A 12,872-nucleotide genomic window follows, 5' to 3' on the forward strand; every position below is an offset into this window, starting at 1 on the left:
TTTTCGCGCGTGCCCGGCACTCCCTTCCTCTCATCGTTGCAAATTGCTTGCATATTGCAACTACCTGTGTGAGCCTCCGGCCATGAGACAAACCGCGACTGCCCCCGACGATGATCTGAAGCTCAGCGCCTGGCTTCCGTATCGCCTGTTCCTCGTCGCAGCGCAGGTCGCACGCCCGCTCGAAGGCTTCTACAGCGAGACCTTCGGATTGAGCCAGGCCGGCTGGCGCATCCTCGCGGTCATCGCCGAACGCGACGGCGCCAATGCCTCCGAGATCGGGCGCGCCTGCGCGCTCGATCCGTTCTCGGTGAGCCGCGGCATCGGCCAGCTCGCCGAACTGGGCTTCGCCGTGCGGCGACCGGGCAAGAGCGATCGGCGCTTCGCTGCCGTCAGCATCACGCGGAGCGGCCGGGCCGCTTTCAACAGGATCGCCGCACTGGGCAGCGCGATCGAGGCGCGACTGCTCGCACGCCTGTCCGGGGCCGAGCGCGCGACGTTGGGCTCCGCTCTCACCCGGCTCGAATCTGAAAGCACGCGCATCGACGCCGGCGGATGGCGCGCTTTGCTCGATGACACCGCCGCCTCATGACGGCCCTCCTGTTCGGGCTGACCGCGATGCTCTGGGGCGGCGGTGCGCTGGCCACCGCAATGCAGGCCGGCGTGACACCGGCGCCCTGGTCGGTGGCACTGCGCATGGCACTTGCCGGCCTCATCCTGCTTGGGTTCGGATTGATCCGCGGCATCCCGCTTGCGATCCCCTCCCGAGACCGGGCGGCCGTGGCGCTGCAGGGCCTGCTGTTCTTTTCCGTCGCCTTCGTTGCCTTCTATGAAGCGACCGCGCGGATGCCGAGCGGCCTTGCGGCGCTGGTGTTGTCGACGTCGTCACTGTTCGCGGCCCTGATCGCGCGCGCAGCGCTCGGCGCCTCGATTTCCTCAGGCTTCGTCTGGGGCGCGCTCTGCGGCATCGTCGGATTGGCCATCATCTTCGTGCCTGGCGTCACCGCGCCGGGTGCGACGCCGCTTGCCGGCTTCGCCTGGGCACTCGTCGCGGCCATCGCGACCGGCGCGGGGACGACGATCGGTGCACGCAATCAGCGCGCGGGCCTGCCTGTCGTCGCCGTGCTGGGATGGGGCGCGCTGGTCGGAGCAACCGCGAGCGCGCTCTGGGCCGCGGCGACGGGCGCAACCTTCGCGGTCGACGTGTCGGTGCCCTATCTCGCGAGCTTCCTCTATCTCGCGGTCGCGGCGTCCTGCATCACCTTCATGCTCTATTTCGAGCTGGTGCGCCGGCTCGGTCCCGGCCGCGCGGCCTACACGCTCGCCTTGGTGCCGCTCGTCGCGCTCGTGCTATCAGCGTTGTTTGAGCACTTGTCGCTGGGCTGGCCTGTTCTTGCCGGCGCCGTGGCGATCCTGCTCGGCAACGTGCTGGTGCTGTCGCGATAACGCGAGGCGCCGAGAAGATGCTATTTTTCCCGCTGTGAGTTGATTCGTAGGCGGCAGCTTTCGGATCGCCTCGATCTGGCTGCTCCCGGAAGACGGTCCTTTGCCGGCAGGTTTGAAGAACACATCTGGGCGGGTACCGAACCTGCATCGCATGCAGCGGAAGGCGTATGGCGCCTTTCAACAGGGCGATTTCGACAAGACCGAACGGCTTTGCGCCGGGATACTCGAACATCGGCCTGATGATTTCGACGCGCTTCATTTGCTGGGGCTGCTCAATTTCGAGCGTCGGCACATGGTGGAGGCGCTCCGCTTTCTCGCAGCTGCGCTCAGGGCCGATCCCGGTTCTTCGGATGCGATGTCGAATTTGGGGCTCGCGCTGCACACCGCCGGACATTACGACGAGGCGATCTCGCATTTTCGCAGCGCGCTGCAACTGGTGCCGGATCATCCGGAGATTCTCTACAATCTCGGCAACTCCTGGCTGGCGCTCGGTCGCTTCCATGAAGCGGAGGCCAGCTTTGCCGCCGCGCTCGCAAGCAAGCCCGATCACGTCGGCGCACTGGTCAACCGGGGCAACGCGTTCTTGAGGCTGAACGAGCCGGTCAGAGCGTTGGCGAGCTACGATGCCGCGCTGGCGGCGATGCCCGGTCATCCGCAGATCCTGACCAACCGCGGTCACACCCTTCGCCGGCTCGACCGGCCCCTCGAAGCGCTGGTGGACTTCAGGGCAGCGCTGGTCGCCGCTCCCGAATTCGCCGAGGCCCATTTCGAAGCCGCGATGGCGCATCTGACGTTGGGCGATTTCGATGCCGGCTGGACGGCGTATCAACGGCGCTGGCAGACCGGAGCATTTGCCCGGCAGCGCCGGGAATTCCGGGCGCCGCTGTGGCTGGGTCACGAGCCGGTCGAGGGCAAGACCATTCTGCTGCACGCCGAACAGGGTCTTGGCGATACCATCCAGTTCATTCGCTATGCGCCGTTGCTGGCGAGCCGCGGTGCCAACATCATCTGCGAAGTCCATGCAGAGTTGCGACCGCTGTTGTCGCAGCTCGACGGCGTGAGCGTGATCGCTGCCGGCGAGCCGCTTCCCGCCTTCGATCTGCACTGTCCGTTGCTCAGCCTGCCGCTCGCATTCAAAACGCAGGTCGAGAGCATCCCGGCATCCGTCCCGTATCTCGCCGCACCCGCGGAGCGCATCGAATACTGGCGAAACCGCTTGCCGCCGGGCCGTCCGCGCGCCGGTTTTGTCTGGTCCGGCTCGTCGACCCACAAGAACGACGCCAACCGATCGATTCCGCTGGCACGCCTGTCTCAGCTGTTCGAGACGCCGGCCATGCAATGCATCAGCCTGCAGAGTGAGATGCGCGGCGCGGACCGTGACGTTTTGCGCAATCTTCCGAACCTGCTCCACCTCGGCGACGAACTCGGCGATTTCACCGACACGGCGGCCATCATCTCGCTGCTCGATGTCGTCATCTCGGTCGATACGGCGGTTGCGCATCTGGCGGGAGCACTGGGCAAGCCGGTCGTGATCCTGCTTCCCCACGCCGCAGATTTCCGCTGGATGCGCCATCGCGCCGATACGCCCTGGTATCCGACCGCGAAGCTGCTCCGGCAGCCCGCCTTTGGCGACTGGGACAGTGTGATCGCGCGTCTGCACGACGAGCTGCATCCTGCGCATGCGGCGACGTCGGTGGCGAGGGCTTGGTCCGTACTAGTGGTCTACCACAGTGATTTTGACTCTTTGGCGGTGGCTGGATAGGCGCGGCCGAGTTTGGCGCGGGCTTTGTCGGTTGTGAACATCCATTTGATTCGGGCTCGGGTTTTATTTCGCCGCCGTTGCCATGCTGTGATCTCATTTCGGAGCCTTTTGGGGTCGTCGATGCGGCGGCCGAGACACTGGCGCTGAAGCACGCTGATCTCGCACTCAACCATGTTGAGCCAACTGGCGTGCTTCGGGGTGTAGTGGAATTCGAGGCGGCACAGGATGCGTCGGGCCTCGGCGGGCGCGAAGGCCTCATACAGCGCCCCAGGCTTATGGATCGACAAATTGTCCTGCACGACACGGATGCAGGCGGCGTCGGGATAATGGACGTCGACGAGCTCACGCATGCAGTGGGCGTAGTCCACGGCGGCGCGGCGGTCGGTGAGCTTGACGTTGCGCCAGCCCCGATACGGATCGAAGGTGACGAAGAGATTGACGGTGCCGTTGCGGCGATACTCGTAATCGTAGCGCTCGCGCTGTCCCGGTTGGGCCGGGACCGGCTGGCGCACCTCGCCGATCAGCTGGACGGGGGTCTCGTCGAAGCAGACCAGCGGCCGGGCGGGATCCGGCGTCTCGGCGTAGAGATCGAGCACGTCCTCCATGCGGGCGACGTATTCGCCGTCGACATGGGGAATGCACCACATGTCCCTGCGCCATGGTTTGAGGTCGTTCTCGGCCAGCCGGCGACGCACGGTCTCGCCCGACAGGCTGTCGTGATCGGTGAGCTTGACCATCGTGTCGGCCAGCAGCGTCAGCGTCCAGCGTTTGCGGCCGGCAGGCGGCTTGGCGCATGCCGTCGCCACCAGCAGGGCCTCCTCCTTTCCGGTCAGCTTGCGCTCTGCGCCCGGACGCGGCTCCTCACTCAAGGCCCGCTCCAGATTGCCTTCCACGAAGCGGCGCTTGGTCCGGCTGACGGTGGAAAGGCTGACACTCACGGTCCGGGCAATCTCCTCGTCGCTGCGGCCCCTATCGGCCGCCAGCAAAATCTGCGCCCGCTTGAGCTTGCGGGCGGCGTGCTTGCCGCCGCCGAGCATCGCCGTCAGTTCGTCGCGCTCGGCTTGGCTCAATTCGACCCGATAACGTACATTCATGCTTTGCCTCCTTGTCGGAGGCCGGGACGAATTGATCCATGAGTTAAAAATCAGGCGCGCGCTTAACCGAGAAGCAGGGTCACTACCTCGCTTTCATCCATACCTATTCGTACATGTTCGGACAGCCGCCCGCCGAAGCCGACATTCAGCGCCATTTCCGCGTCAGCCCGCCGTCAGTCCACCAAATGATCGTCACCCTCGAACGAAACGGTTTCATTCGCCGTCAGCCCGGCGTTCCCCGAAGCATCGAGATTCTCCTGCCACCCGAAAACTTGCCGATCCTCGAATGGCTCGGCATCAAAACGTCAAAATCACTGTGATGAACCACTAGGCTGACGACGCAGCAGGAAATGGAACGCCGCGACGTGCGTGATCATCAGCAGCGCGCGGCCTCGAACACCGCGGTCAGGATGCCGAGCCGCCCTTCCATGAGATTTCGGCCCAAATTCGCGGACAGCTGCGCGAAATCGGGTCCCATCACCACACCGAGGTTTGGCGACGGCGGCGGCGGCGATGCGCGCATTTGCGTGATCCACGCCCTGGCGGCCTCAGTGCTGTCCTGCCACACCAGCGCATGAAATCCTGCCGCTTCGATCGCCTCGCGTGTCGCCGCTTCTGTCAGGAGAAAGCTCGTCGCCGGCGTTCGCGCCCACGGCACGGGATAGTGCGGATCGCCGCTGTTCAACACGACGTCATAGGTCGCAAATCTGCCGCCCGACTTCAGCACGCGATGGATTTCGCGGTAGAGCCGCGTCCGGTCGGAGATGTTCATCGCCACATGCTGCAGCAACACCGCGTCGAAGCGGCCGTCGTCAAAGGGAAGCTCCAGCGCACTCGCGGTCTGGAATGACACCTGCTCGCTCTGGCCCGTGCGCGCCGTCAGATAGCGCGCGGCATCCACGAAGGGATCGCTGAGGTCGACGCCCGTCACCCGGCAGCCGCAGGTCGCAGCCAGAATGCGCGCCGGTCCGCCGACGCCCGATCCGACATCAAGCACCGACATCTCGGCACTGATCCCGGCCAATTCGGCAAGCTCGGCGGTTGCCGCAAGCCCGCGGGTGTGGAACTGGTCGAGCGACCCCAGTTGCTCTGGCGTGAGCTGTTGGTCCTCCGAGCCGAAGCCCATGAGCGCCGTCTTCAGCCGGTCGGTCAGGCCGGTCGCGCGATAGTGGTCGCGCACTTCATCAAGGGCATCGGTCATCGCAGGTCTCCTTTTGGCAGCTTTCCTTTGGCCTTCAGGCTGTCGGGGACTGATGTGGACCGCTTTCCGCGAGCAACTATCCACGATAATGTCGACGGGCCATGAAGCAGAACTTCACAGTCAGGCAGGGCGCGCTCGACGGCGTCGAGGCGTTCCTGAGCGTGGCCCGACACCGCAGTTTCCGCAAAGCGGCGGCGGAGCTCGGGGTGACGCCGTCGGCGATCAGCCAGGCGGTCCGCACGCTCGAAGCGCGAATCGGCGCGGCACTTTTCATCCGCACGACGCGCAGTGTCGGGCTGAGCGAAGCCGGCGAACGATTTCACGCGCGCGCCAAGCCCGCCTTCGAGGAGCTGGTCGCGGCAAGCCGGGTCGCGCGCGACCTCGGCCAGCGGCCTTCGGGGCTGTTGCGCCTCACGGTGCCGCGGTCGGTGGTGCCGATCCTGCTGGAGCCGCTGATCGCATCGTTCTGCCGGGCCTATCCCGAGGTCGAGGTGGAGATCTCCGCGAACGAGCAATTGGTCGACCTCGCGGCGGGAGGGTTCGACGCCGGCGTCAGAATGGGCCAGTTCGTCGCCGCAGACATGGTTGCGCTGCCGCTCTCGCCGCCCTTCCCCTTCATGGTCGTCGGCAGCCCCGACTATCTGCGCCGGCGCGGGAAGCCCGAGCGTATCGACGACCTCCGCCAGCATGACTGCTTGCGCATCCGCCGTAGCAACGGGTCGGTCGCCCCGTGGTCCTTTGTCAGCGGCAACCAGCCGATCGAGGCGATCGTCTCCGGACCGCTGATCGCCTACGATTTTCCCACCCTTGTTGGCGCCGCCGTGGAGGACATGGGGCTTGCGCAAACCCCGGCGCCGATCGCCGCAGGGCCGCTGAAGGCCGGCAAGCTGGTGCAGGTGTTGGCGCCGTTCGCAACGATGACGCCGGGTGTGTTTCTCTACTATCCCAGCCGCCATCAGATGATGCCGAAACTGCGCGCCTTCATCGATCACGTGAAGAGCCGATCGCGCGCGGCCAACAAGGCCCGAAGCCAGAAAACGCGCTGACGCGGCCCGCCACACTCACCCTCCCGCGATCAGCTCTTTTGCCAGCGCCATGCAGGCCGGCAGCGTTACCGGGTCGTTGGCAGCGTTGCCGGCTGATGGGTGCGAGGCGTAGCGCGCGATCACCATCTCGGCTTTCGGATCGATGTAGATGCCCTGGCCATGAACGCCGCGCGCCATATAGGCGCCGTGCGCATTGTGCGACACATTGCTCCAGGCCCAGCGCAACTCAGGAAAGCTACGAAACGAGCCGTTCTGGAAGCTGATGGTGCGGTCCGGCCGCGGCGGAAAGCCCTTCATCCAGCCGAGCGTCTGCGGATCGGACTCGGTAGCGGTCGGGGTTGATTGGCTGGGGGCTGACACAACGGACATCAAGGAGGCTCCAGAGGGAACGGTGCGGATGTCGTATCATGCGGCAGCAGGACGGACATCCCGCGTTTGCGCCGGGGTGACCCTCGCCACGCCGGGCAAATCGGTGATTGGCGCGTCAGTCGATTGACGATGACAAAATACCTGACTAAAGTCAGATATATGCTCGACCCCGTTTCCCGCGTCCGTCGTTTCAACCGTGCCGTGACCTCAGCCGTCGGCGCGCTCGATACGTCGTTTCTCGGCCGCGGCCGGCCGCTGGGGGCGGCGCGCGTGCTGAATGCGATCGGGCATGGGCGCTCTGATGTGAGCGATATCAGGGATTATCTCGGCCTCGATTCCGGCCTGATGAGCCGTCTGTTGCGCAGCCTCGAAGACGAAGGGCTGATCGAGACCACGGCGCACAAGGACGACGCGCGACGTCGCATCATCAGGCTGACGCCGGCCGGCCGGCGCGAGTTCAACGCCTATGAAGCGATCTCCAACCGGCAGGCCGAGGACTTCCTCGCCCGCCACGCGCAGCGCGAGGCCCTGCTCGCCGCGATGGACATGATCGCCTCGGCGCTCGGGCACGACGGCACGGCTTTGCATGAGGTGGACCCGCGCAGCGACGAGGCGCGCTATTGCCTCGGCGCGTACTACGCCGAGTTGGCGCGACGCTTCAGCCACGGGTTCGACGTCAAGCTGTCGCGCGACCCCGACGCCAAGGACATGGTGCGCCCGCGCGGCACATTCATCGTGGCGATGTCGGACGGCCTGCCGCTCGGCTGCGTCGGGCTGAAAGGCAGCGGGGCTGAAATGGCGGAGATCAAGCGGCTCTGGGTCGCTCCATCCGCGCGTGGCCTCGGCCTCGGCCGGCGGCTGATGGACGCCGCCGAGAGCGCCGCGCGCGAACTCGGCATCGCGGTGTTGCGGCTCGACACCAACAGCGCGCTGGCGGAAGCCGGCCAACTCTACCGCAAGAGCGGCTGGACCGAAATCCCCCGCTTCAACGACGACCCCTACCCTGATTTGTTTTTCGAAAAACGTCTCTAAGCGCCGTGCATCGACGGAATGCGCGTGTTGTCCGGCGCCATGCGCTGGCCTAAGACGCTTCTCATGACCATCCGCCCGATCGTCCGCTATCCCGACCCAAGGCTCGCGCTCCCGGCGCAGCCCGTCACCGTGTTCGACGACGCGCTGCGCGAGTTGGCGCGCGACCTGCTGGAGACCCTGCACGCCGCACCCGGCATCGGCATCACCCCGCCGCATATCGGCGTCTCCTTGCGGGTGGTGGTGCTCGACCTCGACCCCGTCAATGGCGCGCGGACCTACGTCAATCCGGAGATCATCTGGGCCTCGCCCGAGATGATCATGCATCAGGAAGGCAGCGTCTCGATGCCCGGCGTCAACGACGACATCCAACGTCATGCGCGGATCCGGATCAGCTATCAGGACGTTGATGGCAACGCGCAGACCGAAGAATTGAGCGGGCTGCGCGCGGTTTGTCATCAGCACGAGATCGATCAGTTGAATGGGGTGTTCTGGATCAAGCGGCTGTCGCGGTTGAAGCGGGAGCGGCTGATCAAGCGGTTTGAGAAGGTGTCGCGGAGTTAGTTCGCGGGGCGTGAATGACGAAAGCGAACCCCACCCTGAGGAATACCGCTCGATGAGAGGATGTCGTGGATTATGCCTACGCTAGCTAGTCCACCATACGGGCGACAGGCAACTACCGCCCGTCATTGTTTGAAACAAAGCTCAATGCTTGACAGGTTTTGCTGAGTTACCCGTCAGGTTGATTTGTCGCATCCAATCCAGAGCGTTTCGAGCGAAGTGGATACCGGTTCGCCTGAACAAAACGCGTCAAAACAAAAACCTGGAGCTTCGGTTCTGATTTAATCAGAACGGAACTCCAGGCCGGTTGTCGGAAGTCGCGCGGATCGTTCGTCCTTGGGAGGCCTAACGCGTGGAGAGAACCAATGACCGTCACCATTACCGCCTTCGAACGGTCGCCCGATGGCGGCAAGGGACTGGCGCGCGACACGCGCGTTCGCTGGGCGCTCGAGGAAGTGGGCCAACCCTACGAGATCCGCCTGGTTTCATTCAGTGCGATGAAGGAGCCTGCACATCTGGCGCTGCATCCGTTCGGCCAGATCCCGCCCCTTGAGGAAGGCGATCTCGCGCTGTTCGAGACCGGCGCGATCGTATTCTATCTCGCCGAGCGTCATACGGGCCTGCTGCCCGACGATGCCAATGCCCGCGCCCGCGCGATCACCTGGATGTTCGCCGCGCTCAACACCGTGGAGCCGCCGATCCTCCACCTCGTAACCGCCAGGATTCTGGAAAGCGATAAGCCGTGGAGCAAGGACCGCCTGCCCCTCGTCATGGATCGCGTCCGCGACCGTTTGAGGCAACTTTCCGCGCGTCTCGGCGATGCCGAGTGGCTCGATGGCGCGTTCAGCGCGGGCGACCTGATGATGGTGTCGGTGCTGCTCAGGCTGAGATTGTCCGGCATTCTGGACGAATATCCTGATCTCGCCGCCTATGTCGCCCGCGGCGAAGCGCGGCCTGCGTACAAGAGGGCTTTCGAGGCTCAACTGGCGGTCAATGCCGGGTGAGCCACTCACCGGGTCAGGTAGCCCGCATGAGCAAAAGCGACATGCGGGAGTAAGCTGCGCGCCCTGATGGACAGTCCCAGATATCGCTGCGCTCATCCCATCTACGCTTGCTCGTTTTCAATTGCCGACTTTGACCAAGCCAGGACGAATGAAGCTTTCGGCCGCCACGACGATCGCGTCTTCGCGCGAACGTGGAGCCAACCCGGCAAGCATCGCCGACGACCTGTCGCGCGTCAGTCGCGCGATACGGAAAGTCCCGCGAGAAGCGGAGCGTATGCGGCGAGCCTGCGGGATACGAACTCAGTGAAGAGCCGCACGCGCTTCGTCTTGCGAGACTCCCCCTGCGTGAGAAGCCAGAGCGTTCCGTACATGTGCAGGTCGGTGCCCGGCACCCTTACCAGCAGGGGGTCGGCATCTCCGACGAAGCACGGCAGTGTCGTGATCCCGAGCCCTTGCCGTACTGCAACGAGTTGCGTCCCGGCGTCCGTGGTCCTGAACGGAACCCCGGTGGTGCGAACCTCGCCCTCGCTGGCCCAATCCGGAATTCCATGAATGCTTATGACGATCCACCGGATGGGATCAGGCGCGCCCGCACGCCAAGCGGCTAGTCGATCGCGCGACATGTAGACGCCGCCGAACAGCTCCGGTCCCTTCAGGCCGTGAAGATTGAGCGGCAGGGTTTTGCGGTCGTAGACGACGCGGATGGCGACGTCGGCCTGTCGGTTGGTCAGATTTGCCAACTCGCCGGACGACAAGATGTCCATCTCGATGTCCGGATGCAGACGCGCGAAATCGGCGAAGTCCGGCATCAGCAGATGTGTCGCGAGGGGCGGTGCCAGCGTCACCCGCAGAAGCCCGCGCACGCTCTGGTCGCGCCCGAAGACGCGCGTCTCCAGCAGGTGCGACGACGCTTCCATCTGGTCCGCGAACTCGAGGACCTCCTCGCCCGCAGCCGTCAGGCGGTAGCCCGAAGGCAGCTTTTCGAACATGTGCACTCCGAGGCGTTCCTCGAGCTGGGCGATGCGTCGCAGCACGGTCGAGTGGTTCACACCAAGGCGCTCGGCGGCAGCCCGCACCGAGCCGCCGCGCGCGACAGCAAGAAAGTGGCGAACGTCATCCCAGTCGATCATGGTGCAATCCGGCACCGCGGAGTGCGCCTTCCAAACCCCGTGTCCAATACCATCGAATAACGTCTCGTCCTCCGGACAAGTGGGGCGGCGACTTTGGCGCCTGGGCGTCGCTCGCCGCGCACACCGCATGCGGTGGCTGAAGTTACTAGCTCGCCTGGTTCGATTTTGCACCACCGATGTGCGCGCTTCCGCACTGAACGCCCGACGCGGCCGGACCCATTTCAGCCTCGACACCGCCCCCGGACGAATGCTTGGGGGCAACTGAGGAAGGCCGAAAGGAGAAGTCATGGGAAAGCTTGAGGGCAAGGTTGCAGTCATTACGGGTGGATCGAGCGGCATGGCGCTGGCGAGCGCCAAGCGGTTCGTTGAAGAAGGCGCTTATGTTTTCGTAACAGGCCGGAGGCAGGAGGTACTCAACGAGGCCGTCAAGCTGATTGGCCGGAACGTGACCGGCGTGCGCGGCGACGCGGCCAATCTCGACGACCTCGACCGTCTGTTCGACACGGTCAAGCGGGAAAAGGGCAGGATCGACGTGCTGTACGCGAGCGCCGGCACGGGCGAAGCCGTCCCACTGGGCGAGATTACCGAGCAGCATTTCGATGCGACCTTCGGCCTGAATACGCGCGGCACGCTGTTTGCGGTTCAGAAGGCGTTGCCGCTGTTCAAAGATGGCGGATCGATCTTCATGACGGGGTCCGTTGCTTCGGTGAAAGGTTTTCCTGGTTACAGCGTGTATGCGGCGAGCAAGGCGGCGTTGCACGCATTCGCACGCGGGTGGCTCAACGAATTGAAGGACAGGAATATCCGGGTGAACGTGCTGCACCCGGGGCCGATCGCCACACCGATGCAGGACCAGGTTCTCACCGAGGAAGCGAAGCGGATGTTCGAATCCCTGATCCCGCGGGGAAAGATGGGTCGTCCTGAGGAAATTGCGGCGGCCGCGCTGTTTCTCGCTTCAGAGGATTCGAGGTTCGTGAATGGGGTGGAGTTGTCTGTCGACGGCGGCTTGTCGGCCATCTGAAAGGCCGGAATCAATATCAACACAGATCGGAGAAGCATGATGAGCTATGCAATCGTAGGATTCGGTAAGGTAGGCCAGGCCCTCGCCCACGCCTTCGCCCGTAAAAACATCGACGTGACCGTTGCGAGTCGCCGGCCACCCGAGGCGTTGGCGCCGCAGGCCCGGGCGATTGGACCCACGGTCGTCGCCAGGTCGCTGCGGGATGCGCTCGAGGCCGACACGATCATCCTGGCGGTCCCGTTCGCCGAGCATCGCGAGGTTGCGAAGGCCCTGCCAAGCTGGAAAGGCAAGACGATCATCGACGCGATGAACGCGTTAGTTCCCCTTGAAGAGCTGGACGGTCTCCTGTCCTCCGCCTTCGTCGCGAAGGCGTTCACCGGCGCCAGGCTCGTGAAAGGCTTCAATCACCTGATTGCGGCCAAACTGGCTGCCGATCCGATCGTCGAGGGCGGCCACCGGGTCGTCTTTCTGTCTGGTGACGACGAGGACGCGACCGCTCCCGTGGCGGCCCTGGCCAAACAACTCGGGTTCGCACCCGTCAAGCTGGGCAAGCTCAACGAGGGTGGCGCGCTGGTGCACGCACGCGGCCGCGTCTGGGGCCAGCTCATCTTCCAGGATTTGTTCAGGAAGGAGCAGTAATCGATCTACAAAGGCTTTCACTTCAACATTGAACAGGAGCGCCGCGAATATCCGCTGACCCACACCTTCAATCGATGGCTGGAAGCGTCCTGGAACACGACTGCGGTTGCGGCACGCTAACCCTCATGGCGAGGTTAGGGGTGCATTGCCAAAATATCGAAAACAACCCCATGCAAAGTAGCCGGCGGCGGACGGCGTTCGACCAGGCTACTTGACTCGTCGGGCAAATCAGCGATATTATTCTAATATTCCGAAATTTATCAAACGCTACCGCCGTCACCGCAAGCGGCAGAGGGCTCGGCCCCATCGCGGTTCTATTCGACCTCGACAGCAGGATGAGGTCAGATTGAATCGGTTTGGCCGCAGGTTCGATTCACCTCTCCCCCGCGGGGAGAGGTGAATCTCTAGCGACCCAATCCCTAGTGTCACAAGGAACCGAGTGGACTAACTCCAAGAACATAGGTAGTTTCTACAGTCTATTACAATCTTTAGGTGCCGCTTATGGAAGGCATAATTTTGAGCGACTTAAATCCCACATTCTACCCCTGTCCGTGTCGCGAAGCTTTAATATTG

Annotated in this window: 13 protein-coding genes and 1 pseudogene; 10 read left to right on the forward strand and 4 right to left on the reverse strand. The window is 64.0% G+C overall.

Annotation, left to right across the window (positions count from 1 at the left end; genetic code table 11):
• Positions 1-82 precede the first annotated feature (82 nt).
• From ACP2YO_RS27375 to ACP2YO_RS27385, 3 genes are all read left to right on the forward strand, one after another.
• The gene (locus tag ACP2YO_RS27375; protein ID WP_426434272.1) at positions 83-589 is read left to right on the forward strand and encodes a MarR family winged helix-turn-helix transcriptional regulator; all 507 of its coding nucleotides are present in this window, start codon (positions 83-85) and stop codon (positions 587-589) included.
• Positions 586-1,443 (forward strand): DMT family transporter, encoded by an 858-nt coding sequence (locus ACP2YO_RS27380; protein WP_426434273.1) that lies wholly within the window; start codon positions 586-588, stop codon positions 1,441-1,443. Before ACP2YO_RS27375 ends, ACP2YO_RS27380 begins: the two co-directional genes overlap by 4 nt.
• A 151-nt stretch (positions 1,444-1,594) precedes the next feature.
• Positions 1,595-3,205 (forward strand): tetratricopeptide repeat protein, encoded by a 1,611-nt coding sequence (locus ACP2YO_RS27385; protein WP_426434274.1) that lies wholly within the window; start codon positions 1,595-1,597, stop codon positions 3,203-3,205.
• On the opposite strand, the gene ACP2YO_RS27390 is transcribed toward ACP2YO_RS27385, so the two are convergent.
• Positions 3,166-4,299, reverse strand: coding sequence for an IS630 family transposase (locus tag ACP2YO_RS27390; protein WP_426434275.1), 1,134 nt, complete (start codon positions 4,297-4,299; stop codon positions 3,166-3,168). The genes ACP2YO_RS27385 and ACP2YO_RS27390 overlap by 40 nt on opposite strands.
• 113 nt (positions 4,300-4,412) lie before the next feature.
• On the opposite strand from ACP2YO_RS27390, the gene ACP2YO_RS27395 reads away from it, so the two are divergent.
• Positions 4,413-4,619, forward strand: coding sequence for a LexA family protein (locus tag ACP2YO_RS27395; protein WP_426434276.1), 207 nt, complete (start codon positions 4,413-4,415; stop codon positions 4,617-4,619).
• Between the two features lie 56 nt (positions 4,620-4,675).
• Here the strand turns inward: ACP2YO_RS27395 and ACP2YO_RS27400 are convergent, their stop codons facing one another.
• A complete protein-coding gene (locus tag ACP2YO_RS27400; protein ID WP_426434277.1) occupies positions 4,676-5,500 on the reverse strand; it encodes a class I SAM-dependent methyltransferase in 825 nt (274 codons plus the stop codon).
• Positions 5,501-5,601: 101 nt separating this feature from the next.
• Here ACP2YO_RS27400 and ACP2YO_RS27405 point away from each other — a divergent pair, with 101 nt between their 5' ends.
• Complete coding sequence (locus tag ACP2YO_RS27405; RefSeq protein WP_426434278.1) at positions 5,602-6,546, forward strand: LysR substrate-binding domain-containing protein; 945 nt, start codon at positions 5,602-5,604, stop codon at positions 6,544-6,546.
• A gap of 15 nt (positions 6,547-6,561) precedes the next feature.
• Here ACP2YO_RS27405 and ACP2YO_RS27410 read toward each other — a convergent pair.
• Positions 6,562-6,750: pseudogene (locus tag ACP2YO_RS27410) on the reverse strand (6-aminohexanoate hydrolase); the annotation flags it as partial.
• A gap of 324 nt (positions 6,751-7,074) precedes the next feature.
• On the opposite strand from ACP2YO_RS27410, the gene ACP2YO_RS27415 reads away from it, so the two are divergent.
• The 3 genes from ACP2YO_RS27415 to ACP2YO_RS27425 all read left to right on the forward strand — a co-directional run bounded on the left by ACP2YO_RS27415 (position 7,075) and on the right by ACP2YO_RS27425 (position 9,509).
• Positions 7,075-7,947 (forward strand): bifunctional helix-turn-helix transcriptional regulator/GNAT family N-acetyltransferase, encoded by an 873-nt coding sequence (locus ACP2YO_RS27415; protein ID WP_426443323.1) that lies wholly within the window; start codon positions 7,075-7,077, stop codon positions 7,945-7,947.
• A gap of 63 nt (positions 7,948-8,010) precedes the next feature.
• Complete coding sequence (locus ACP2YO_RS27420; protein WP_426434279.1) at positions 8,011-8,508, forward strand: peptide deformylase; 498 nt, start codon at positions 8,011-8,013, stop codon at positions 8,506-8,508.
• 362 nt (positions 8,509-8,870) lie between these two features.
• Positions 8,871-9,509 carry a glutathione S-transferase family protein gene (locus tag ACP2YO_RS27425; protein ID WP_426434280.1) on the forward strand — a complete coding sequence of 213 codons (639 nt, stop codon included), beginning with the start codon at positions 8,871-8,873 and terminating at the stop codon, positions 9,507-9,509.
• 233 nt (positions 9,510-9,742) lie between these two features.
• On the opposite strand, the gene ACP2YO_RS27430 is transcribed toward ACP2YO_RS27425, so the two are convergent.
• Entirely contained in the window at positions 9,743-10,639 is an 897-nt protein-coding gene (locus ACP2YO_RS27430; protein ID WP_426434281.1) for a LysR family transcriptional regulator, read from the reverse strand.
• Positions 10,640-10,925: 286 nt separating this feature from the next.
• Here ACP2YO_RS27430 and ACP2YO_RS27435 point away from each other — a divergent pair, with 286 nt between their 5' ends.
• Complete coding sequence (locus tag ACP2YO_RS27435) at positions 10,926-11,660, forward strand: SDR family NAD(P)-dependent oxidoreductase (RefSeq protein ID WP_426434282.1); 735 nt, start codon at positions 10,926-10,928, stop codon at positions 11,658-11,660.
• 39 nt (positions 11,661-11,699) lie between these two features.
• Positions 11,700-12,299, forward strand: a complete 600-nt coding sequence (locus ACP2YO_RS27440; RefSeq protein ID WP_426434283.1) for an NADPH-dependent F420 reductase — start codon at positions 11,700-11,702, stop codon at positions 12,297-12,299.
• The last annotated feature ends 573 nt before the right edge of the window (positions 12,300-12,872 follow it).

This window comes from Bradyrhizobium genosp. P (genome assembly GCF_049949265.1).
Classification (GTDB): domain Bacteria; phylum Pseudomonadota; class Alphaproteobacteria; order Rhizobiales; family Xanthobacteraceae; genus Bradyrhizobium.

Coding starts and splice junctions, on each gene's coding strand:
- ACP2YO_RS27420 (WP_426434279.1), top strand. CDS start 8,011: ATGACCATCCGCCCGATCGTCCGCTATCCCGACCCAAGGCTCGCGCTC.
- ACP2YO_RS27400 (WP_426434277.1), bottom strand. CDS start 5,500: ATGACCGATGCCCTTGATGAAGTGCGCGACCACTATCGCGCGACCGGC.
- ACP2YO_RS27430 (WP_426434281.1), bottom strand. CDS start 10,639: ATGATCGACTGGGATGACGTTCGCCACTTTCTTGCTGTCGCGCGCGGC.
- ACP2YO_RS27435 (WP_426434282.1), top strand. CDS start 10,926: ATGGGAAAGCTTGAGGGCAAGGTTGCAGTCATTACGGGTGGATCGAGC.
- ACP2YO_RS27425 (WP_426434280.1), top strand. CDS start 8,871: ATGACCGTCACCATTACCGCCTTCGAACGGTCGCCCGATGGCGGCAAG.
- ACP2YO_RS27385 (WP_426434274.1), top strand. CDS start 1,595: ATGCAGCGGAAGGCGTATGGCGCCTTTCAACAGGGCGATTTCGACAAG.
- ACP2YO_RS27380 (WP_426434273.1), top strand. CDS start 586: ATGACGGCCCTCCTGTTCGGGCTGACCGCGATGCTCTGGGGCGGCGGT.
- ACP2YO_RS27375 (WP_426434272.1), top strand. CDS start 83: ATGAGACAAACCGCGACTGCCCCCGACGATGATCTGAAGCTCAGCGCC.
- ACP2YO_RS27395 (WP_426434276.1), top strand. CDS start 4,413: ATGTTCGGACAGCCGCCCGCCGAAGCCGACATTCAGCGCCATTTCCGC.
- ACP2YO_RS27405 (WP_426434278.1), top strand. CDS start 5,602: ATGAAGCAGAACTTCACAGTCAGGCAGGGCGCGCTCGACGGCGTCGAG.
- ACP2YO_RS27415 (WP_426443323.1), top strand. CDS start 7,075: ATGCTCGACCCCGTTTCCCGCGTCCGTCGTTTCAACCGTGCCGTGACC.
- ACP2YO_RS27390 (WP_426434275.1), bottom strand. CDS start 4,299: ATGAATGTACGTTATCGGGTCGAATTGAGCCAAGCCGAGCGCGACGAA.
- ACP2YO_RS27440 (WP_426434283.1), top strand. CDS start 11,700: ATGAGCTATGCAATCGTAGGATTCGGTAAGGTAGGCCAGGCCCTCGCC.